This window comes from Marinobacter sp. 1-3A (genome assembly GCF_016597775.1).
Classification (GTDB): Bacteria; Pseudomonadota; Gammaproteobacteria; order Pseudomonadales; family Oleiphilaceae; genus Marinobacter; species Marinobacter xiaoshiensis.
Genome location: NZ_VCGZ01000001.1, coordinates 62,724 through 84,060 on the forward strand (window position 1 = coordinate 62,724; position 21,337 = coordinate 84,060).

Below are 21,337 nucleotides of genomic sequence, written 5' to 3' on the forward strand. Positions count from 1 at the left end.
CATGAAGGCGCTGACGCCCATTCAACAAAGACGCTTGCGTAACTTCCGCAAGAACCGCCGCGGATTCTGGTCTCTGTGGGTATTTCTGGCCATTTTTGGGCTTACTCTGGTGGCCGAATTAATCGCAAATGACAAACCGCTTGTCATTTCCTATCAGGACACACTGTATTTCCCGGTAATAGAGAGAGTGCCTGAGGAAACCTTTGGCGGTTTTTTGCCAACAGATGCAGACTACAGGGACCCCTTCATTGCTGAAGAAATTCAGGCCAATGGCTGGATGTTCTGGCCGCCGATTCGCTTCAGTTACGACACGATTAATTATGATCTTGAGGTGCCCTCACCTGCACCGCCAAGTTCCGTAAACTGGCTAGGCACTGACGATCAAGGTCGGGATGTCGCCGCACGGGTTATTTACGGCTTCCGCATTTCGGTCTTGTTCGGCCTGACGCTCACCATAGCCAGCTGTATCGTTGGCGTAATGGTTGGTGCAATCCAGGGCTTTTACGGCGGCAAAATTGACTTGATTGGTCAACGTTTTATAGAAATCTGGTCGGGGCTGCCGGTACTGTATCTGTTGATTATTCTCTCCGGCATTGTGCAACCAAACTTCTGGTGGCTGCTCGGCATCATGTTAATGTTCAGCTGGATGGGACTGGTTGATGTAGTCCGCGCAGAGTTCCTGCGAGCCCGTAATTTCGAATACGTCAAAGCCGCAAGGGCACTTGGGCTGGATAACCGGAAAATCATGTTCCGCCACATTTTGCCTAATGCGATGGTGGCAACTCTGACCTTCCTGCCATTTATCCTGACCGGCGCCATTACCGGCCTGACTTCCCTTGATTTTCTTGGCTTTGGTTTGCCATCAGGCTCACCTTCTCTTGGGGAGCTGATTGCCCAAGGCAAGGCGAACCTGCACGCTCCCTGGCTAGGCATTTCAGCTTTCGCTTCCTTATCACTGATGCTGACCCTGCTGGTTTTTGTAGGGGAAGCTGTGCGGGATGCCTTTGATCCCCGCAAGAACGGTTAAGAGGCAGCTGATATGAGCACACTATTGGAAATAACAAATCTGTCGGTCAGCTTCAACCAGGGACCAAAGGCCGTGGATTCCATATCCCTCAGCCTGAACAAAGGCGAAACTCTGGCGCTGGTTGGTGAAAGTGGTTCGGGTAAATCCGTTACGGCGTTGTCTGTGTTACGGCTTCTGGATGAACGATACGCCAGCTATCCCAGTGGTGAGATTCGTTATCGGGGCGAAAACCTTCTGCAGGCCTCAGAGAAGCGTTTGCGCCAGGTTCGTGGGCGCGAGATCAGCATGATCTTTCAGGAGCCCATGACTTCCCTGAACCCTCTGCACAACATTGAGAAGCAAATCAGCGAGACCCTGGAACTGCACAAGGGCATGCGCGGGCCCCAGGCAAGGAAGCGTTGCCTGGAACTGTTAACGCTGGTCGGTATAGAGAACCCGGAAAGCCGCTTTGGCGCCTATCCGCACCAGCTTTCCGGAGGTCAGAAACAACGTGTGATGATTGCCATGGCGCTGGCAAACGAGCCGGACTTGCTGATCGCGGATGAGCCAACCACCGCGCTGGACGTAACCGTTCAGAAGCAAGTTCTGGAGCTGTTACAGGATCTGCAGCAGAAGTTAGGCATGGCCATTTTGCTGATTACTCACGACCTCACTATTGTGCGGCGTTATGCCAACCGGGTTGCGGTCATGGAGCACGGCAAACTGGTTGAGCAAGCTGAAACTACTACCCTGTTTGATTCACCCAGCCACCCTTACACCCGCAAACTTTTGAGTGCCGAACCTCCGGAAGCACCTCTGGCTCCCCCGAAAAGCGACAAGCCGTTGTTGAGCGTCAGCAATCTGGATGTTCGTTTCCCCACGCGCAAGGGGCTATTCGGTAAGGTAAAAGAGCATTTCCATGCGGTCAAACAGGTCAGCTTCAGCCTGGATCGCGGCCAGACGTTAGGAATTGTGGGTGAAAGCGGTAGTGGTAAAACAACCATAGGCCATGCGCTACTCAAACTTACCGGCAGCACCGGAAGTATCAAGCTAGACGGCCAAGAGCTGTCGGATCTGGATCAGAGCGCCTTCCGGCCCTGGCGCCGCCGGGTACAGATTGTATTTCAGGATCCGTTTGGTAGCCTGAGCCCGAGAATGTCCATCGCCGAAATTGTTCGCGAGGGGCTTGAGATACACGATGCGGATAACCGTGATACCCACGACACAAAAGTGATTGCGGCGCTAAAGGACGTAGGGTTAGACCCTGATGCAAGGCACCGTTACCCGCATGAATTCTCTGGTGGCCAACGTCAGCGCATTGCAATCGCCAGGGCACTGGTGCTGCAGCCGGATCTCATCATTCTGGATGAGCCCACCTCAGCCCTGGATCGCACCGTGCAAAAACAGGTCATCGAACTGCTTCGGGATATTCAGGCACGCTATGGTCTAAGCTATATCTTTATCAGTCACGATCTTGCGGTTGTGCGGGCGCTTAGTCATCAGTTGCTGGTACTTCGGCGGGGGTCGATTGTGGAATATGGGGATGCCGGTGATGTTTTCCGGGCCCCTGCTGAAACATACACACAAGAGTTGCTGCACGCGGCTTTTTTCTACCAAGCGAAAGATGCCAATATCACTACGACTATTTGAGCGTTACTCCTGCCGGCTTACTTCGGGGATAATGCTCTAAAATCAGGAACAAAGGGAGAAGGATCCATGGGTATACTCAGTGGTAAGAGAGCGCTGATTGTTGGCGTAGCCAGCAAACTGTCCATTGCTTACGGTATTGCAGACGCCTTTGCCCGCGAAGGTGCGGAACTGGCTTTCACCTACCAGAACGACAAGCTGCAACCGCGAGTAGAGAAATTTGCCGAGGGCTGGGGTAGCAAGCTTATATTTCCTTGCGACGTGGCGAGCGATGAAGAAATTGAAAATGTCTTCAAGGAACTGAACAAGCACTGGGACAACATCGACATTATTGTTCACGCTGTTGGCTTTGCCCCCGGGCACGAGCTGGATGGTAACTATGTTGATGTCACCACCCGCGAGGGTTTCAAGATCGCCCACGACATCAGCTCTTACAGCTTTGTTGCCTTGGCTAAAGGCGCACGCTCCATGATGCACGAAGGCAGCTCTCTGCTCACTCTCACCTATCTGGGTGCAGAGAAGGTTCTTCAGAACTATAACGTGATGGGGCTTGCCAAAGCCTCACTTGAAGCGAACGTAAGGTACATGGCTGCCAGCCTGGGCCGCGATGGAATTCGGGTGAACGGTATTTCTGCGGGGCCGATCAGAACCCTGGCAGCCTCAGGCATCAAGAGTTTCCGCAAGATGCTGGCAGAAAATGCACGTCGCGCACCGCTTCGTCGTAACGTAACCATTGAGGAAGTGGGTAATGCGGCCGCATTTTTAACATCTGACATGGCCAGCGGTATTACCGGTGAGATTATGTACGTAGATGGTGGCTTCAACATCACTGGCATGGGCGAACTTGAAGAGTAATCCATTGCAGATCATGGAAAAGCCAGCGGCAAGCTGGCTTTTCTACTTTCAGAACCGGACAGTATGAACTAGGACGCCTCCATGGCGCTGGCTACAGCCTCTGTCCATTCCACATAGGCTGTTTGAGCAGATTCAACAATTCGCATCCCTACCAGATAGCCGGCCTTTTCCGGCCGAGACCAAACAACCTCCACAGTCAGAACAAACGGTTCTTCATGGTCTCCCAGTGAGACTGACACCGGATACAAGGCACCCGCCGACAGGCATTCCTCAGAAAGCAGACAAAGCCCGCTGACGGAAATATCACGCACGGCACAAGCCATCTCTCGTCTGGAGGAACCAGCGATGCCTTCAGATGCAGGATATCCGGCTTCAAGCTCAAGCGTAATCTGTGCACGGGCCGTTAGACGGTACTGTTTGCGGTTGTCCTGCCCGCCAGCGGGGTCTTCCTCTGTTCCAAACGTATAGTCAGTATCTTTCATTATTATTCCTGGCTTCTTGTTTGCGGACTGATCAGTTACGCCCGACTCGTATACGGCCAACCACTCTGCTTAGTGTGTCATCAAACTCCGCTGCGCCGCCCATAACGCGAATCCGTTCCTCGACGATTCCCAACACCAGCTCATCTTCCAGAAATTCCCGGCGATTGAGCCCAAGCCGGTCGACGAATATCAGTTTTCTGGAGGCATTTGTGCGAACAGCAAGTTTGAGTCTGGCATCTTCAGTTTCGGGCTCTTCTGCTTTCACCACAATCCAGCCACCCAGGCCTATCTCGTCGACCTGCTTCTGCGCAACCAGCATCTTTTCCCTGTAGAGTCTTTCCTGCTCCGCTTGCTCGTCTGCCAAACGCTGGTCCTCTGCTTCCCGGCGCTGGCGCTCCTGCATTGCCAGGCGCTCAGCTTCCTGCTGCTGACGGGCTAATTCTGCCGCCTCCCTCTCTTTGCGCAGCGCTTCGGCACGGGCCTTTGCCGCAGCAGCCGCCGCCTCACGCTGCACCCGCTGTTTTTCGTACGCTGCTGCAAGGAGTTGCACGGTTTCTTCAAGCACATCACCAAAAGGTGTCGGAGCCGGCAGAGGGCGAATTTTTCCGCTCTCCTTGGCTTCACAGAAGTCCTCCCAGGGTTGCAAACCGAGCTTTACGCCCGTGCCGTTGGTCCAAAGTATTTCAGCAGTATCTTCCAGCAAAACACAGAAAAAACGACGCTGTTCAGATTCGCCCTCACCCTGAACGAACCACATCCCCTCAAAAGACTGAAATTCCCGGCTTTCTAAAGCTTCAAAGCTGAGCCACACAGGGTTCCATGAAAAGTTACGGCTTTCAGGCAGTGCATCGATCAATTCGGGCGTATCGCCACGTAATCTGGACATCATCACTGTCCCAATGCCGGCGAGGGAGTTAGGTGTAAGCGGGCGATCAAACACACGGCCCCAAACATCCACCAGTCGGTCACCTATCTGTTCGCCAACATGGTACAAACGATCCCTGTCTTTATCTGACAGCGAGGGGTCACCAACCCACACCAACCACTCCAGCAGTTTGCTGCCATGGCGGCAGGTTTCACCGTTAACTCCTGAGTCCCACACAGCCTGCTTGAGCAGGCCCTGCCAATGATCAAAAATAAAATCGAGTACCGGCTGAGGCAATTTCCGCCCCTGCAGGGCCCGGCCAATAAGAGCTCTTGAAGTCTGCTCTGCTCGCCGCTGGCGCGCGGCACCCTGCTCAGTCTCCTGCAGTCGCAGGCGCAGCCTTCCAGTTTGTGCATCACGCTTGGCTGAATCCTCCTGCCACTGCTCGCAAAACGTGTCCACAGCACCGGTGGAGTCAGAATCGAAAGCGGCAGAAACCGCAACAACCAGCGTGTCTAGCTGATCGAGAAGCGCTTTCGATGAGCGGCCACCAGAATCACTCCAGCCACACCACTCCTGCAAGCTATCGAGCCACTCCAGCAACACGTTACTAAAAGCCTGATGGCCATCGAGATCCATACGCCAAGCAAGATAAAACCGTAAGCGGGCGATACGTCGGGCAATCTCGGCGTGCAGCCCGCTCGTTTTGAGAAATACATCCATGATGCGATCGGCCACATAGGCCGCGTTGATCTGGCGCACTGACCACTCAAGGTGCACAGAACGAATCACGTGAGTTACACGCTCATCCCGTTGTTCCGTCCAGCATGAAAACAGCAGCGGCTTCCAGTCGCTGGCTGTTTCTGGTGACAACTTACCCACAGGGTAAGGAAGGTCGGGAACACGGATACCGGCAAGCACATCGTCAATTTTTTCGGCAACCGCCTTCCGCGAAGCCACCTGGTGGGACTTCGGCCTGTTTTGTGACATCCATTCCTCATGCTTAAGAAGCGTTGAAAAGGCCCAGTAAATAAAGCAGTATAACGAACTCGCCGGGGTTGACCACAACTGCGCCCGGCCTTATTTGCTTTAATCTGCAGTCCTGCTGGCTTATTTCACAGTACAGCCAGGCTACAATGAAAAGAATCGGGGAACCCGCAAAAAATGTCCGGCAATAAACTTGAAAACTTGAACGTGGCGAGCCAGGAAACACTTATTACCCCTGAAAAGCTCAAACAGGATATGCCACTCACCGGTAAGGCCGCGCAAACCGTTACGAATGGCCGCCAGGCGATTTATGACATTATTGACGGTAAAGACCATCGTTTGTTCCTGGTGGTGGGCCCCTGCTCTATTCACGACGTGGATGCGGCCCGTGATTATGCCAACCGCCTCAAGAAGCTTGCAGATGAAGTAAGCGACACCCTGCTTATCGTGATGCGTGTATATTTTGAAAAACCACGCACAGCCGTTGGCTGGAAAGGTCTGATCAACGACCCGCACCTGAACGACACCTTTGATATCGAACGAGGCCTGCAACTTGGTCGTCGTCTCTTGCTCGATATTAACGAGCTGGGCTTGCCCGTTGCGACTGAAGCACTTGATCCAATTTCGCCGCAATACCTTCAGGATTCCATTGCCTGGTCTGCCATTGGCGCCCGCACCACAGAATCCCAGACGCACCGTGAGATGAGCAGCGGCTTGTCCATGGCCATTGGCTTCAAGAATGGCACAGATGGCAGCCTGGATGTTGCCGTAAATGCCATGAAGTCCGTTTCCTATTCCCACAATTTCCTGGGAATAGACCAGCAAGGCCAGGTTGCGATCATCCGAACCAAAGGCAACCAGTACGGCCACGTGGTTCTGCGCGGGGGTGGTGGCAAGCCCAACTACGACTCCGTGAGCGTTACTCTGTGTGAACAGGCACTGGAAAAAGCCGGCCTGCGTAAATCCATCATGGTGGATTGCAGCCACGCAAACTCCAGCAAAGACCCGGCTATCCAGCCATTGGTTATGCAGGACGTCACCCATCAGATCCTCGAAGGTAATACTTCGATTCAAAGCCTGATGATTGAGAGCAACATCAACTGGGGCAACCAGTCTATTCCCGAGAATCTGGCAGACCTTAAATACGGCGTGTCTGTCACCGATGCCTGTATCGATTGGGAAACCACCGAGAAAGCCATTCGCGAGATGCGCAATAAACTGAAATACGTGCTGCCAAAGCGAAAAGCAACCTGATTTTGATGCAACGGCATAAATGGAAACGGGGAGCTTCAGGCTCCCCGTTTTTTTTGACTAATACTGCTAATCAGGCCGTCAGGTCAGGCAAACCTCCAACCCAGTCCAAGCGATCCCTCAAAGCAACGACATGGCCAACAATGACAAGGGTTGGCGCCTGAACGTTTTCTTCGGTTACCCGCTGCACAATAGTTTCCAGGTTGCCGGTAACCACTTGTTGTTCCCGAGTGGTGCCCTTGGAAATAAGAGCAACCGGCATATCCGGTGTCATACCATGCCCTATCAGCTCTTTACAGATAATAGGAAGGCCAACTAACCCCATATAAAAAACCAGTGTCTGATTGATCTGGACAAAATCCTTCCAGGGCAAATCGCAGGTATTATTTTTGAGATGGCCTGTCACAAAGCGCACAGACTGAGCATAATCCCGGTGCGTCAACGGAATGCCGGCATAGGACGCACACCCGGATGCCGCCGTTATCCCAGGCACAACCTGAAACCGAATTCCAGCGCTGGCCAATGTCTCAATTTCTTCACCGCCACGGCCAAAGATAAACGGGTCTCCGCCTTTTAATCTGACAACCCGAAAACCTTGCTTGGCAAGATCCACTAATCTCTGGTTGATCTGATCCTGAGGCAAAGTGTGGTTCGCCCGCTGTTTACCAACGTGGATCTTCTCAGCTGATTCGGGAATCAACGCGAGAATCTCCGGCGAAACCAAACGATCGTAGAGCACCACCTCTGCCGAGGTAATAAGGCGCCAGGCCTTCAGCGTAAGCAACTCCGGATCCCCGGGGCCAGCACCCACAAGGGCAACTTCCCCTGCGGAGCTGTTGGGGTTCGAGGTGACCGGGTTTGCTCTGTAGCGGACAGGTGCAGGCCTTGAACCCACACCTGATCCTACTGGTTGTTCAGGCTTGTCGTTCATTGAATACGCTCGGCACCACCCATGTATGGTTTGAGGACTTCGGGAACAAGAATGCTGCCGTCCGCCTGCTGATAGTTCTCCATAACAGCAATCAAAGCTCGGCCAACCGCCAGGCCAGAACCGTTCAGAGTGTGTACAGGCTCTGGCTTACCGGTTTCCGGGTTACGCCAGCGGGCACCCATTCGGCGAGCCTGGAAGTCGCGAGTATTGGAGCAGGAGGAGATCTCACGATACTTGCCTTGCCCAGGCAGCCAGACTTCAATGTCGTAGGTTTTCGCTGCCGAAAAGCCCATATCCCCACCGCACAAAGCAACCAGTCGATATGGTAATTCAAGCAACTGAAGCACTTTTTCGGCATGACCAGTAAGCGCTTCCAGTGCGGCATCGGATTCTTCAGGGCGAACCACTTGCACCAATTCAACCTTATCGAACTGGTGCTGGCGGATCATGCCTCGGGTATCACGGCCGTAGGATCCCGCTTCACTACGGAAGCAAGGAGTATGACAAACCATCTTCAGAGGCAACTCTGCGGCGTCGAGAATCGTATCTGACACCAGGTTGGTTACCGGTACTTCTGCGGTCGGTATCAGGTAGAGTGAAGGTTCGCCCTGCATCTTGAACAGATCGTCTTCAAACTTTGGCAGTTGGCCTGTGCCATAAAGCGCATCGGCGTTAACCAGATAAGGCACATAGGTTTCTGAATAACCATGTCCGTCTGTGTGCAGGTTCAGCATGAACTGGGCAAGAGCGCGGTGCAGTCGCGCGATTTGCCCCCGCATGACGGCAAATCGTGAGTGCGCAAGCCGGGTGGCGGTTTCAAAATCCAGACCGCCGAGTTCATCGCCCAATGCAACGTGATCCTTGGGCTCAAAATCAAACGTCTTGGGTGTACCCCAGGTGCGAACTTCAATGTTGTCTTCTTCGCTGTCGCCAGGGGTTACGTCCGCATCCGGCAGATTTGGAATGCCCGCAAGAAAGTTATTGAGTTCCTGCTGCAAGACATTCAACTCTTTCTCCGCCTCAGACTTACGGGACTTCAGGCTCTCTACTTCGTCCAGTAGCGGCTGTATGTCTTCACCCGCCGCTTTGGCCTTACCAATGGACTTCGATTTTTTATTCTGCTCGCTCTGCAGGTTCTCTGTGCTTACCTGAAGGGCACGGCGGCGCTCTTCAAGAGTTTCAAAAGCGGCGATATCAAATACGAAGTTCTTGATGGCCAGCCGGCGGGCGATCTCTTCAGTCTGGTTGCGGACGAGTTTGGGATCGAGCATGGGTATCCTGGATTTTCCGGTTTGCGATGTATGTAGAATAACTCGCCATTATACCCGTGCCGGCGCCGGTGGCTACCGCTGCAGAAACCTTGTTTGGGGTTCAGGTATGGCGTTTTATGGGGCTTTGTTGATTGAGTGCGTCGAGCCGCTGGCGCTTTTCTGAAAGTTTGATTTCCAGGCCGCGGTTGACGGGCTCGTAGTACCGACGCTGGTGAATGGCCTCGGGCAGGTAGGACTCCCCCGCCGCAAAGGCATCCGGCTCATGATGTGCATAGCGATAGGTGTCACCGTGGCCCAGGCTTTTCATGAGTTTGGTGGGGGCATTTCGCAGATGCACCGGGACTTCGTAATCCGGGTCCTTCCGTATATCGGCCATGCACTGATTATAGGCCTTGTAAACGGCATCGCTTTTTGGGGCAAGCGAGAGATAGGTCACCGCCTGTGCCAGGGCAAGCTCTCCTTCAGGACTGCCCAAGCGCTCCTGAACATCCCAGGCATCCATACTTAATTGCAGCGCACGAGGATCGGCATTGCCTATATCTTCACTCGCAATGCGCACCAGGCGGCGAGCAACGTACAATGGATCACACCCACCATCGAGCATACGGCACAGCCAATAAAGCGAACCATCGGGGTCTGAGCCCCTTACAGACTTGTGCAGGGCTGATATCTGGTCGAAGAATACGTCTCCGCCCTTATCAAAGCGCCGCAGACTGGTTTGCATCACCTGTTCAAGGTGGTCGGCATTAACCCGGTTTTTCCCGTCGCTGCCCGGCTCCGCCAGATCCGCCGAAATCTCAAGCATATTGAGCGCTCTGCGCGCATCACCACCAGATGCCGAGGCCATAACTCCAAGCACGTCATCCGACACCTCAAGCTGGCCGCCGAACCCCTCTTCTGCTGCAAGCGCCCTGGCCAACAGCCGCAGAATATCGGCTTCCTCCAGATTCTTGAGGACATACACACGGGTGCGAGACAGCAAAGCGCTATTCAATTCAAAAGAAGGATTTTCGGTGGTGGCACCAACAAATATAAACGTGCCGTCTTCGATATGTGGCAGGAACGCATCCTGCTGGCTTTTGTTGAAGCGGTGGACTTCGTCCACAAACAAAAGCGTATCCTGACCTTGGGATTGCTTGCGGTTACGGGCGCGCTCAACAATGGCACGGATATCCTTAACACCACTGAGCACCGCAGATACTGTTTCGAAGCTGAGATCGCCAACGCTTGCCAGCAGTTGTGCAAAGGTGGTTTTACCAACTCCCGGTGGCCCCCACAGGATCATGGAGTGCAGTTGTGCCTGCTCTACTGCTCTGCGCAGTGGTTTTCCCGGCCCGACAAGATGGGCCTGGCCAACGTAATCGTCGAGGCTTTCAGGGCGCATGCGTGCCGCGAGAGGCCGAAATCCGACCTGCTCGGTGAACAGGCTGTTTTGCATATCAGTTATCGTCCCGGATTACGTCAACGCCCTCCGGGTACTCAAGCTTGAACACACTTCTTTCCACGGTTTCATTTAGCCGAATGTGATCAAAGCTGAGTACACTGAGCTGTGACAGCGAGTCCTGCATACGCATCTCCTGCAACTCATTGTTGAAGAAGGTCAAACGCAGAGATACAAACAACGAATCTTCATTTTTCGGCTCAAGCGTGAACTCCCGGGTGTCTTCGCTTATCTGGCGGCCGGAAACCCTGTAGGTTTCTTCCAGGTTATCAACCTCTCCACTAAGCAGCAGGGCGGGGGTGTTTTGAACGCGGTCGTCCAGACTGTGAATCGTTACCTGCTCCAGATCCGGGTCATAAACCTCTACACTCTTTCCATCACTAACAATGAGCTGTGACAAAGGCGCGCGGGTTTCCCAGTAAAACAGGCCTGGTCGTTTCGCCTTCAGCAAACCACGGGTTTCCTGCACATTATTCCCGTTCTCACTGACTACTATCTGAATAAAGTCTGCCTGGTAGGTTTCGTAACTTTTCAGCAGGGAGGCAAGCTCAGTGGCAGAGCCATCTTTGCCCGCTGCCAGCAGTGAACTGCTGAACAATACTGCCACCGTCAGTGTCGCAACCAATGCCGACAGGCGTTTCAGAAAAAGCTGTTGCATACAGTACGACTCCTAATCTCTGGGTGGGGGCGGGGCCAAAACTTCACGGGCCCCGTTGTGACCGGCTGAACTGACCACTCCGGATGCTTCCATGGCTTCAACCAGGTTGGCCGCCCGGTTATAACCTATCTTGAATTTGCGCTGCACGGAGGAAATAGAAACTCTGCGCCCTTCGGTTACAAAAGCGACCGCTTCATCAAACAGCGCGTCGCCTTCATTGTCGCCACCCTCAGATAAGGTGGGTACACCCGGCAGGTGTTCGCCTTCAGCGCCATTAAGTACGTCATCCACGTACACCGGCTCGCCTCTGGCTTTCCAGGCACTCACAACACGGTGAACCTCATCGTCATCCACAAAGGCGCCGTGAACTCGCACAGGAAGCCCGGACCCAGGTGGCAGATAAAGCATATCGCCGTGTCCTAGTAGCTGCTCCGCGCCGCCCTGATCAAGAACAGTGCGCGAGTCAATCTTGGACGATACCTGGAACGAAATACGGGTAGGAATGTTTGCCTTGATCAGGCCAGTAATTACATCCACAGAGGGCCGCTGAGTGGCGAGGATCAAGTGAATACCTGCCGCCCTCGCCTTCTGGGCGATACGTGCAATCAGCTCTTCTACCTTCTTGCCAACAATCATCATCATGTCGGCGAACTCATCGATAACCACAACAATCAACGGCAAATGCTCAAGCTCCGGGCGTTGTTGCTCATCGTCGGCAAGGTACTCGTCCGGTTTCCAAAGCGGATCCAGAAGCGGTTCACCGGCGGCAGCCGCTTCTTTAACTTTAAGATTGTAGCCCGCCAGGTTTCGTACCCCTTGCGTGGACATTAGCCGGTATCGACGCTCCATCTCCGCTACGCACCAACGCAGTGCATTTGCCGCCTCTTTCATGTCGGTAACAACAGGTGCAAGAAGGTGCGGGATACCATCGTAAATGCTGAGTTCCAACATCTTGGGGTCAACCATGATGAAGCGCACATCCTCTGGCCCAGCCTTCAAAAGCATACTGAGCAGCATGGCGTTCACACCGACCGACTTACCGGAACCGGTGGTACCGGCAACCAGCAGGTGAGGCATTTTGGCCAGGTTCGCAACCATAGGGTTGCCGCCGATATCGTTACCCAGCGCCATGGTAAGCGCCGAACTTGATTCCTTGAACACCCGGGAACCGAGCACTTCGCTAAGCCGAACAATTTCCCGCTTTTCGTTGGGAATCTCAATGCCAACGACTGACTTGCCGGGAATAACCTCAACAACACGAACACTCAGGACCGCAAGTGAACGCGCCAGGTCTTTGGCAAGATTGGAAATCTTGCTGACTTTAACACCCGCTGCCGGTTTGATTTCGAACCGGGTGATTACCGGGCCAGGGTTAACTTCAACCACTTCCACAGACACACCAAAGTCGCTCAGCTTTTCCTCAAGCAATCGCGACATGTGCTCCAGAGCCTCTTCGGAGTACCCGCTCTCTTTATGCTCCTCGGGTGGATCGAGCAAGGAAATAGGCGGAATCGGGCTTTCTATATCCTCAAGCAGCGAGGCCTGGGAGTTTTTAGCGCTGTTGGCCAGCGGTGGCTGCTCGTTCTTCTTGAATGGCGATATTTTCAGTGACCGACCACCGGCCGGTGGGGCTGCTTTTTCCTTGTTTGGGTCCAGCGATTGGCTGCGCCCTTTCGCAGGCGCATCGTCCCGGGAGCTGAAACTTTCCAGCCGGGCAGGTTCCGGATCTTCACTAGCAGAAAAACCTTCAATAGCAGGCTCTTGCCGCTCGCTGGGTCGGGCTTTTGGTTTGGAAGCCTTGGCTGGCCCAAATCCGGGGATGCTATGCCACCAACGTTTACCTGACTTGTCCCTGGCAACATTATTGTCAGGTTGGCTAATCCGGGCCGCTGGTTGAGGCTTTTGAGCGACAGGACTCTGCTCCGGCTGGGCAGGTTTCTCCAGCGCTGGCTTCGTTTTGTCGGATTGCACAAGTTTTTTGAGATACTGCCCCAGCCGGAGAGCGAGGCCACCGAGCTGATCCATAAGCCAGAACCAGGACAATCCGACAGTGACTGTCAGAGCGAAAAGAAAGATCGCTATAAGTAAAAGCGTGGTTGCAGGCAGGTTAAAAAACCGAATCATGGCATCTGAAACAGCGGTACCAAGTACACCACCTGAGGACGCACCGAGACCAAACACAGAGTAAAGCGAGAGAAGACTGGTAGCAGAGAGCAGGATCAGCAAAAAGCCGCCAAAGCGCATCAGAAACAGCGGCCAGTGCATATCAAGAGAATCATTACGCCTGCGGATCAGCATGATGGCATAACCCGCCACCATCATCGGAAACAGATAGGCAACGTGACCGAAAAAGTCCATCAACAGACTCGCCAGCCAAGCGCCGGAGCGGCCGGCTGCGTTCAACACGCTGGTATCATGACCGATACTGGCCCAGCCTGGGTCCGAAGGGCTGAACGTCACAAGCGCCATAGCCAAATAAATGCATAGGGCAATGAGCCCGATCACCGCGCCTTCACGGGCACCCTGCGCAGCAAGGCGGCGAAAGCGCAGCTGTTTCTCTGTCAGTTTTTGTGGTGATTGCTTCGCTTTTGCAGATTCGGCCATGAATACTCAAACGTTAGGTGTTGCTTGCGTTCTGAAGTACCTGAAACCCTCTGTACAAGTCTGTTTTCAGATCTTCGACTGCTTCTATGCCCACCGAAACACGCAAAAGATTTTCGGTGATACCAGCTCTGGATTTGTCTTCCGGCGATAAGCGCCCGTGAGTCGTTGTGGCCGGATGGGTAATCGTGGTTTTAACGTCGCCCAGGTTGGCGGTAATGGAAATCATCCGGGTGGCATCGATAAACTTCCAAGCTTCTTCCCGGCCGCCCTTCAGACAAAATGACAAAACCCCACCAAACCCTTTCTGCTGCTTTTTAGCAAGCGCATGCTGTGGATGGCTATCAAGCCCTGCGTAATATACCCGCTCCACCGCAGGCTGCTGCTCCAGCCACACTGCCAACTCTAGCGCATTGTCGCAATGGGCTCGCATACGGATTGGTAAGGTTTCCAGGCCCTTGTGAAAGACCCAGGCGTTAAAAGGGCTCATTGTGGGCCCCGCGGACCTCAGGAAGCCATAGACTTCGTCCATGAGCTTTGTTGGACCAACCACCACACCACCTACACAGCGGCCCTGACCATCAAGATACTTGGTTGCAGAGTGGATAACGATATCCGCCCCGTGTTCCAAAGGCCGTTGCAGCACCGGCGTGCAGAAACAGTTGTCCACCACGAACAGGGCATCATTTTTGTGGGCAAGCTGTGCCAGCGCCTCCATGTCGGCCACTTCGCAAAGAGGATTGGACGGTGTTTCGATAAACAGCATGCGGGTGTTTGACCGCATAGCCCCGGCCCACTCCTGAGCATCAGTAAGGCTCACAAATGACGTTTCAACACCAAACTTAGCCATGTATTTCTGAAACAGCACATTGGTGGTTCCGAATACACCACGGGAGCAAATAACGTGATCGCCAGTCTTCAACAGTGCCATGCAGGTGCTGAGAATAGCGGCCATGCCAGATGAGGTTGCAACCGCACGCTCACCACCTTCCATCGCAGCGATACGGCCCTCAAATGCCTGGACCGTTGGGTTGGTAAACCTGGAGTAGATATTACCTGGCTCTTCACCACCAAAACGGGCCGCTGCCTGAGCTGCACTGGAGTATACGAAGCTGGAAGTGGGGAAAATGGCATCGCTGTGTTCCAGCTGACCAGTGCGCAGCTGCCCTGCCCTCACCGCCAGAGTATCCAGAGACATACCCTCAAGATCCGATTCGGGAATCTGGACAGTTTCTTCGCGGTGAAAAGTCATGAGCGTCTCCTGCTAAGGCTCGGTAATCAGTCTTCGTCGTTGTGAAGGTCAATAATGCCGTTGTCGCCAGACATTGCGTCTCCGCACCCCGAGCGCTGGATGTCATTACGCGCTTCATCAAGGCGGTTGAGGTAGGCCGTATCTATATCGCCGGTTACATAATCCCCGGTAAACACCGAACACTCCCAACCATCAATGCTGTCATTCACGTCACTGACACAGGTCACCAGATCTTCCAGATCCTGATACAACAACCAATCTGCGCCAATCAAATCGCGAATTTCGTCAACCGTTCGGTCGTGGGCAATCAATTCATTGGCCGATGGCATATCTATGCCGTAAACGTTAGGAAAGCGAACCGGGGGCGCGGCAGAGGCAAAATAAACCTTCCTGGCACCCGCATCCCTTGCCATCTGAACAATTTCCTTACAGGTGGTACCCCGAACAATTGAATCGTCCACCAACATGACGTTTTTGCCCTTGAACTCCAACTCAATGGGGTTCAGCTTCTGGCGCACAGATTTCTTGCGCATGGTCTGTCCAGGCATGATGAATGTTCGGCCAATGTAGCGATTCTTTATGAACCCCTCCCGGAACTTCAACCCCAACCTGTGAGCCATCTGCATGGCAGATGTGCGGCTGGTATCGGGAATTGGCATAACCACATCGATATCGTGATCTGGGCGCTCGCGCTGGACCTTGTCTGCCAGAGTCTCACCCATACGCAGTCGGGCTTTATAGACCGACACGCCATCAATTATGGAGTCTGGTCGTGCAAAGTAGACATGTTCGAAAATACAGGGGAACAGTTTCGGTGCCGCAGCGCATTGCTGCGTATAAAGCGTGCCGTCGGTTTCGATGTAAACGGCTTCGCCGGGAGCGATGTCCCGTACAAGCGTGTAACCAGCCGCGCTGAGAGCAACACTCTCGGATGCGATCATGTATTCCTTACGGCCGGTTTCATCGGTGCGCTCACCATAACAAACCGGGCGTATGCCATTGGGGTCACGGAAACCCACAATGCCGTAACCGGTAATCATGGCGATAACGGCATAGGCTCCGCGGCAACGTTCATGCACGGCCCGCACCGCAGAGAAAATTTCATCTTTTGTCGGATCAAATTTACCCAGCTTTTGCAGTTCGTGTGCAAAAACGTTCAGCAGAACTTCTGAATCCGAGTTGGTGTTGATATGCCGCAGATCTGTACGGAACAGATCCTGGCTCAGTTCGTCGGCATTGGTCAGATTGCCGTTATGAGCCAGAGTAATACCGTAAGGGCTGTTCACATAGAAAGGCTGGGATTCGGCGGAACTGGAACTGCCTGCGGTGGGATAGCGCACATGGCCTATGCCAACATTGCCCACAAGACGGTGCATGTGACGGGTATGGAAAACGTCCCGCACCAAGCCATTGTCTTTACGCAGAAAAAAGCGATCATCCTGGAACGTTACAATACCTGCCGCATCCTGGCCTCGGTGCTGAAGTACAGTCAGCGCATCATAAAGCGACTGATTTACATGGGAACTACTGACGATGCCGACAATGCCACACATGGATAAGATGATCTCCGGGTGTTAGTTCTGAATGTTAGCGGGATGCGGACGTGGGTTCCACGGCCTTTTGAGATTCTGGTGCCAGAAAACGCGCAAACTCGTCACCGAATGTTCGCCGGGACCAGTCTTCAACCACCCCCAATCGATCAATCATGACGGATGTCCTCCACCAGGTATCCTGGGCCAGAGGGGTATAACGAATGAAGGCTATCGCGACAATCACAACAACAATGCCGCGCAACAGCCCAAACCCCATACCCAGAACACGGTCGGTGGCAGAGAGCCCTGTGGCACGGACAAGATGGCCAATCATATTGTTGATTATAGCGCCGACGATAAGCGTGCCGAAAAAGAGAATGGCAAAGGCTGCAATCAGTCGCACCAGCGGCGTTTCTACGGTGTTCTCGAGCAACGCCTGCATCTGGGGATGGAAGGTTCGGGCAAGTATGAACGCGCCCACCCACGTCACTAGAGACAAGGCTTCCTTGACGAAGCCCCGCTTCAAACTGATGAGAGTGGAAACTGTAATGAGGGCAATGATGACCCAGTCGATCCAGATCAGCGCTTCCATGGAAGTCCCGGTGGAGAAAAGGAAGCGCGAATTCTATCAGGAAACCGCCGTGCGCCAAAACGCCTGATTGACATAAAGCAGATCAAAAGCGTTATTTGTCGCCAGAAGTGACCAAGCTGTCCAATTTGAAAGCTTCATCAAGGACACGCTTCGCTTCCTCTGCTTTGGATTTTTCAGCAAAAGGCCCACTGAAAACGCGTGTCAGCGTGGTATCACCTCGAACAACTTCCTGAAGATGGGAGCTATAGCCCGCTTTGCGGACGTTATCGCGGAGACGGCGGGCATTATCACTATCCCCAAAGCTACCCAACTGAACAACCCAGGCTCCTTCCAGAGAGCGCGTATACTCTGCACTTTCCTGCTCTGCGCTGGTTTCAGGCGCTTTTGGATCTGGCGCGGTCTGCCGGGTCGTAGCAGAAGACGCAACCGGTTTGGGCTGAGACGGTTCTGCCGGTGGAGGTTTGGACACATCCGCGGTGGGCTTTTCTCGTGCATCCGGTACAGGCTGGGCAGCAGATGCATCATCTTCCAGAATTCTGAAGCCTTGATTGCCGGAGCTGGCACTTTCCACGCTATCTTGTTGATACGCGGGGGGCGCTGCCAAATCTGATACCGGTGTTTCAACTTCCGGGAAAGGCGGTTCCTCGGGGATATTAATCGAGGTGGAAGTGCGCTTTGAGTGGGGCTCATCGAAAACCATAGGGACAAAAATAACAGCCAGTGAAATAAGAACCAGCGCCCCAATGATTCTTTGCTTCAGTCCATCCACGTTTCTTGGCTCCTCGCTCATTTTTCCCAGAGTCATACTAACTGCCCGCCATCCATAACTCCAAGCCTTGCGGCAAGCTATGGACAAAGTTTAAGGCTGGCCCCCGACTGCTCATACAAGCAGTGAACGCGCCTCTGCGACCGTAAAAAACGAACCAAAAACAATAATAATGTCATTCGGGCCTGCCGCCACCCGCGCCTCTGCGATAGCACTGGCGACAGAATCGTGTGCGCAAACTCTGCTTAGTTCACAGGGCACAAGCCTGTCTTGCAGGGTTTCCGAACTCAGGCCTCTGGGCACCTTAAGCCCCGCAAGGTGCCAGCAGTCAACAATCGGGGCCATGGCGTGCGCAACACCCTCCACATCCTTATCTGCCAATGCTGCATATACTGCATGCACTTTTTGACTTGCTCCTTTCAGAGCCTGCAACCTTGCTGAAAGCCAACGGGCGGCGTGGGGATTGTGGCCCACATCAACATATAGATCGGGTTCGTACCCAAGACGCTCGAACCTACCCGGCACTGTGACCTTGGCCAGCGCAGCTTCAAGTGACCCGATCGCCATGCCTGGCTCAAGCGTCAGCATTGCTACAGCCGCAGCAGCCACACCAGGAACAGGCAAAGGCCCAGCCGGCAACCGAATATCCTGCTCCTGAACATGCAGAATGAAGTCCAGGCCAGCGTTACCACCTGCAACCTCATCAATTGTGTAGTTCTCGCCTACTCGTTTGAGTGCGACTTTCTGAGCAACTGCCTGCTGAATCACTGAGCGCGGCGGGTCAACATCGGCAAGCACTGCTGGTATGCCGGGCCGTAGAATACCGGCCTTCTCGAAACCGATAACCTCCCGGTTGTCTCCAAGAAACGCCACATGGTCAATATCCACAGAAGTAATAATCGCAAGATCCGGATCAATCACATTAACGGCATCGAGGCGCCCTCCGAGGCCCACCTCAAGAATCCAGTCCTGAACACCGGCCTCATTGAGAACAACAAATGCAGCAAGGGTGCCGAATTCAAAGTACGTCAGTGTTACTGAACCGCGGGCCGCCTCTACCTTTTCAAACGCTGAAATCAGAGTCGCATCATCAACGTCCACACCATCAACACGGATACGCTCGTTGTAATTCTGCAGATGCGGTGAGGTATAAGCACCGGTGCGCCGGCCGTGGGCTTGTAACAGTGCTTCCAGGGCTGCGACCGTGCTGCCCTTGCCGTTGGTTCCGGCAACACTAATTACACGTGCCTTGGGCTTGCTGCGGAAAAGCCGGCGCAACACCACAAGTACCCGGTCGAGCCCAAGATCAATTTCGGTGGGGTGGATCGATTCCAGCCAGGACAGCCAGTTATCAAGGGAGGCCCCGGCCCCCGGTGCTTTCGGGGGCTGGGATTTCGGTTTACTCGGCTGGAACATCAGCGTCTGGCTTTTCCGTTATCTCAAATTCGATGGGTTCGTCGGTACCCGGGCGTTCCTGCCCGGTGAACTTCGCCAGTACGTGGGCAATTCGCTCACGCATCTGGTGACGGTGCAGAATCATGTCTATCGCTCCGTGCTCCAGCAGGAATTCACTGCGCTGGAAGCCTTCGGGAAGTTTTTCACGAACCGTCTGTTCAATAACCCGAGGCCCCGCGAAACCAATCAACGCGTTGGGTTCGGCGATATTGAGGTCGCCCAGCATCGCAAGACTGGCAGATACACCACCGAAAACCGGATCCGTCATCACAGAAATATACGGTATGCCTTCCTGCTTCATGCGCTCCAACACAGCTGCTGTTTTGGACATCTGCATCAATGAAAGAATGGCTTCCTGCATCCGGGCCCCACCGCTGGCAGAAAAGCAGACCAGAGGAATCCGCTCGGCAAGCGCCACATTGGCTGCCTGAACGAACTTCTCACCCACCACCTGCCCCATAGAACCGCCCATGAAACCAAATTCAAAAGAGCAGGCAACCAGTGGAACACCCAGTGTTTTGCCTTTCATGGCAACGAGGGCGTCTTTCTCACCCGTGGCTTTTTGAGCTTGCACGAGGCGATCTTTATAGCGCTTGGTGTCCTTGAACTTCAACCGATCCCAAGGCTCAAGGTTTGCACCAATTTCTTCGCGATCTTCCGGGTCCAGAAAAATATCAAGACGGCGACGGGCAGCAACCCTCAGGTGATGATTGCACTTGGGGCAAACATCCAGGTTTTTCTCCAGCTCCGGCTTGTAGAGAAAGGCTCCACATTTGGGACATTTTTTCCAAAGCCCTTCAGGAACACCTGTTCTGCGATTGGATTCCGAGCGAATTTTGCCCGGCATTATCTTGTCCAGCCAGTTACTCATGGTTTCATCCTGTCCTTTGATTCCTGTCTGCCCTCACCTTCCAACTTTCAGGTCAGGAGGCCAGGCTATCCAGTGCTTCACGCATCGGGTTGAGCAGATCTGTCAGTGCTCGTTTAAGCGCGTCGATATCTGTTTGATTTCTGGCTATTGTATCTACCAATACACTGCCAACAATTACACCATCGGATACCCTTCCTACGGCAGCAGCTGTTTCAGCGTCACGAATACCGAAGCCAACACCAACCGGCAGTGCCGTCAACTCATGGATATGGGCCACTTTAGCGGCGACTTCATCGACGTTTATTTTGGCAGCTCCGGTCACACCATTAAATGAAACATAGTACACATAACCTGAAGAGTGATCGGCAATTGCACGAATTCTCTCATCCGTGGTGGTCGGCGCCAGCAGGAAAATCGGATCCAGCCCACGCTCAGCGAACAAAGGCGCAACCTGGTCCGCTTCTTCCGGGGGTAAATCCACAGTCAGAACGCCATCGACACCCGCCGCGACCGCTGCATCTGCAAAAGCTTCATAGCCCATGGCTTCAATAGGATTGAGGTACCCCATCAGCACCACTGGAGTAGTGTCATTGGTTTTTCTGAACTCGCTCACCATCGCCAACACACGACGCAATGATGTACCGTGTTTTAGCGCGCGCTCGCAGGCCAGCTGAATCACCGGCCCATCGGCCATCGGGTCTGAAAAAGGCACACCCAGCTCGATGATATCGACACCAGCGTCTACCATAGTGTGCATCAACCCCACAGTTTCGTCGGGGTGCGGATCACCAGCGGTAATAAACGGAATAAGTGCCTTACGGCCCTGTCCTTTGAGGGTCTGGAGAACCCCTTCAATTCGGCTCATGCCTGCTCC

Annotated in this window: 17 protein-coding genes and 1 pseudogene; 4 read left to right on the top strand and 14 right to left on the bottom strand. The window is 53.8% G+C overall.

The annotated features are described in order from the left end of the window. Position 1: 1 nt before the first annotated feature. The 3 genes from FE848_RS00325 to FE848_RS00335 all read left to right on the top strand — a co-directional run bounded on the left by FE848_RS00325 (position 2) and on the right by FE848_RS00335 (position 3,508). A complete protein-coding gene (locus FE848_RS00325; protein ID WP_200200757.1) occupies positions 2-1,027 on the top strand; it encodes an ABC transporter permease in 1,026 nt (341 codons plus the stop codon). A 12-nt stretch (positions 1,028-1,039) separates the two neighbouring features. Beyond that, positions 1,040-2,656 carry an ABC transporter ATP-binding protein gene (locus FE848_RS00330; protein ID WP_200200758.1) on the top strand — a complete coding sequence of 539 codons (1,617 nt, stop codon included), beginning with the start codon at positions 1,040-1,042 and terminating at the stop codon, positions 2,654-2,656. A gap of 66 nt (positions 2,657-2,722) precedes the next feature. Continuing rightward, entirely contained in the window at positions 2,723-3,508 is a 786-nt protein-coding gene (locus tag FE848_RS00335; protein WP_200200759.1) for an enoyl-ACP reductase, read from the top strand. A gap of 68 nt (positions 3,509-3,576) precedes the next feature. On the opposite strand, the gene FE848_RS00340 is transcribed toward FE848_RS00335, so the two are convergent. Both FE848_RS00340 and FE848_RS00345 read right to left on the bottom strand, forming a co-directional pair. Further along, complete coding sequence (locus FE848_RS00340; protein ID WP_200200760.1) at positions 3,577-3,990, bottom strand: PilZ domain-containing protein; 414 nt, start codon at positions 3,988-3,990, stop codon at positions 3,577-3,579. Between the two features lie 31 nt (positions 3,991-4,021). Continuing rightward, positions 4,022-5,845, bottom strand: coding sequence for a DUF1631 family protein (locus tag FE848_RS00345; RefSeq protein WP_200200761.1), 1,824 nt, complete (start codon positions 5,843-5,845; stop codon positions 4,022-4,024). Positions 5,846-6,019: 174 nt separating this feature from the next. Here FE848_RS00345 and FE848_RS00350 point away from each other — a divergent pair, with 174 nt between their 5' ends. Further along, positions 6,020-7,096 (top strand): 3-deoxy-7-phosphoheptulonate synthase, encoded by a 1,077-nt coding sequence (locus FE848_RS00350; protein WP_200200762.1) that lies wholly within the window; start codon positions 6,020-6,022, stop codon positions 7,094-7,096. Between the two features lie 70 nt (positions 7,097-7,166). Here the strand turns inward: FE848_RS00350 and cobA are convergent. The 12 genes and pseudogenes from cobA to trpA form a co-directional block, all read right to left on the bottom strand. Continuing rightward, positions 7,167-7,925 (bottom strand): annotated as a pseudogene (gene cobA / locus FE848_RS00355) (uroporphyrinogen-III C-methyltransferase); the annotation flags it as partial. A gap of 95 nt (positions 7,926-8,020) precedes the next feature. After that, positions 8,021-9,295 carry a serine--tRNA ligase gene (serS, locus tag FE848_RS00360; protein ID WP_200200764.1) on the bottom strand — a complete coding sequence of 425 codons (1,275 nt, stop codon included), beginning with the start codon at positions 9,293-9,295 and terminating at the stop codon, positions 8,021-8,023. A gap of 100 nt (positions 9,296-9,395) precedes the next feature. Beyond that, on the bottom strand, positions 9,396-10,733 hold the full coding sequence (locus tag FE848_RS00365; RefSeq protein ID WP_200200765.1) for a replication-associated recombination protein A: 1,338 nt from the start codon (positions 10,731-10,733) through the stop codon (positions 9,396-9,398). Position 10,734: 1 nt separating this feature from the next. Then, positions 10,735-11,394, bottom strand: coding sequence for an outer membrane lipoprotein chaperone LolA (gene lolA, locus FE848_RS00370; RefSeq protein ID WP_200200766.1), 660 nt, complete (start codon positions 11,392-11,394; stop codon positions 10,735-10,737). 12 nt (positions 11,395-11,406) lie between these two features. Next, on the bottom strand, positions 11,407-13,998 hold the full coding sequence (locus FE848_RS00375) for a DNA translocase FtsK (protein ID WP_200200767.1): 2,592 nt from the start codon (positions 13,996-13,998) through the stop codon (positions 11,407-11,409). A gap of 13 nt (positions 13,999-14,011) precedes the next feature. Further along, complete coding sequence (locus tag FE848_RS00380) at positions 14,012-15,247, bottom strand: O-succinylhomoserine sulfhydrylase (protein ID WP_200200768.1); 1,236 nt, start codon at positions 15,245-15,247, stop codon at positions 14,012-14,014. Positions 15,248-15,273: 26 nt separating this feature from the next. Continuing rightward, a complete protein-coding gene (purF, locus tag FE848_RS00385; protein ID WP_200200769.1) occupies positions 15,274-16,800 on the bottom strand; it encodes an amidophosphoribosyltransferase in 1,527 nt (508 codons plus the stop codon). A gap of 34 nt (positions 16,801-16,834) precedes the next feature. Beyond that, positions 16,835-17,371 (bottom strand): CvpA family protein, encoded by a 537-nt coding sequence (locus tag FE848_RS00390; RefSeq protein WP_200200770.1) that lies wholly within the window; start codon positions 17,369-17,371, stop codon positions 16,835-16,837. A 91-nt stretch (positions 17,372-17,462) separates the two neighbouring features. After that, entirely contained in the window at positions 17,463-18,140 is a 678-nt protein-coding gene (locus tag FE848_RS00395; protein ID WP_200201277.1) for an SPOR domain-containing protein, read from the bottom strand. 111 nt (positions 18,141-18,251) lie between these two features. Then, positions 18,252-19,553, bottom strand: coding sequence for a bifunctional folylpolyglutamate synthase/dihydrofolate synthase (locus FE848_RS00400; protein WP_200200771.1), 1,302 nt, complete (start codon positions 19,551-19,553; stop codon positions 18,252-18,254). Continuing rightward, entirely contained in the window at positions 19,537-20,463 is a 927-nt protein-coding gene (accD, locus tag FE848_RS00405; RefSeq protein WP_200200772.1) for an acetyl-CoA carboxylase, carboxyltransferase subunit beta, read from the bottom strand. Before accD ends, FE848_RS00400 begins: the two co-directional genes overlap by 17 nt. Before the next feature lie 52 nt (positions 20,464-20,515). Continuing rightward, positions 20,516-21,328: a tryptophan synthase subunit alpha gene (trpA, locus tag FE848_RS00410; RefSeq protein ID WP_200200773.1), complete on the bottom strand. Its 813-nt coding sequence runs from the start codon at positions 21,326-21,328 to the stop codon at positions 20,516-20,518. Positions 21,329-21,337 lie beyond the last annotated feature (9 nt).

Excerpts from the sequence above, each read along its gene's own strand:
- purF (WP_200200769.1), bottom strand. The coding sequence starts at position 16,800 with ATGTGTGGCATTGTCGGCATCGTCAGTAGTTCCCATGTAAATCAGTCG.
- FE848_RS00380 (WP_200200768.1), bottom strand. The coding sequence starts at position 15,247 with ATGACTTTTCACCGCGAAGAAACTGTCCAGATTCCCGAATCGGATCTT.
- FE848_RS00365 (WP_200200765.1), bottom strand. The coding sequence starts at position 10,733 with ATGCAAAACAGCCTGTTCACCGAGCAGGTCGGATTTCGGCCTCTCGCG.
- FE848_RS00375 (WP_200200767.1), bottom strand. The coding sequence starts at position 13,998 with ATGGCCGAATCTGCAAAAGCGAAGCAATCACCACAAAAACTGACAGAG.
- accD (WP_200200772.1), bottom strand. The coding sequence starts at position 20,463 with ATGAGTAACTGGCTGGACAAGATAATGCCGGGCAAAATTCGCTCGGAA.
- FE848_RS00350 (WP_200200762.1), top strand. The coding sequence starts at position 6,020 with ATGTCCGGCAATAAACTTGAAAACTTGAACGTGGCGAGCCAGGAAACA.
- FE848_RS00345 (WP_200200761.1), bottom strand. The coding sequence starts at position 5,845 with ATGTCACAAAACAGGCCGAAGTCCCACCAGGTGGCTTCGCGGAAGGCG.
- lolA (WP_200200766.1), bottom strand. The coding sequence starts at position 11,394 with ATGCAACAGCTTTTTCTGAAACGCCTGTCGGCATTGGTTGCGACACTG.
- FE848_RS00400 (WP_200200771.1), bottom strand. The coding sequence starts at position 19,553 with ATGTTCCAGCCGAGTAAACCGAAATCCCAGCCCCCGAAAGCACCGGGG.
- FE848_RS00325 (WP_200200757.1), top strand. The coding sequence starts at position 2 with ATGAAGGCGCTGACGCCCATTCAACAAAGACGCTTGCGTAACTTCCGC.
- FE848_RS00330 (WP_200200758.1), top strand. The coding sequence starts at position 1,040 with ATGAGCACACTATTGGAAATAACAAATCTGTCGGTCAGCTTCAACCAG.
- trpA (WP_200200773.1), bottom strand. The coding sequence starts at position 21,328 with ATGAGCCGAATTGAAGGGGTTCTCCAGACCCTCAAAGGACAGGGCCGT.
- FE848_RS00390 (WP_200200770.1), bottom strand. The coding sequence starts at position 17,371 with ATGGAAGCGCTGATCTGGATCGACTGGGTCATCATTGCCCTCATTACA.
- FE848_RS00340 (WP_200200760.1), bottom strand. The coding sequence starts at position 3,990 with ATGAAAGATACTGACTATACGTTTGGAACAGAGGAAGACCCCGCTGGC.
- serS (WP_200200764.1), bottom strand. The coding sequence starts at position 9,295 with ATGCTCGATCCCAAACTCGTCCGCAACCAGACTGAAGAGATCGCCCGC.
- FE848_RS00335 (WP_200200759.1), top strand. The coding sequence starts at position 2,723 with ATGGGTATACTCAGTGGTAAGAGAGCGCTGATTGTTGGCGTAGCCAGC.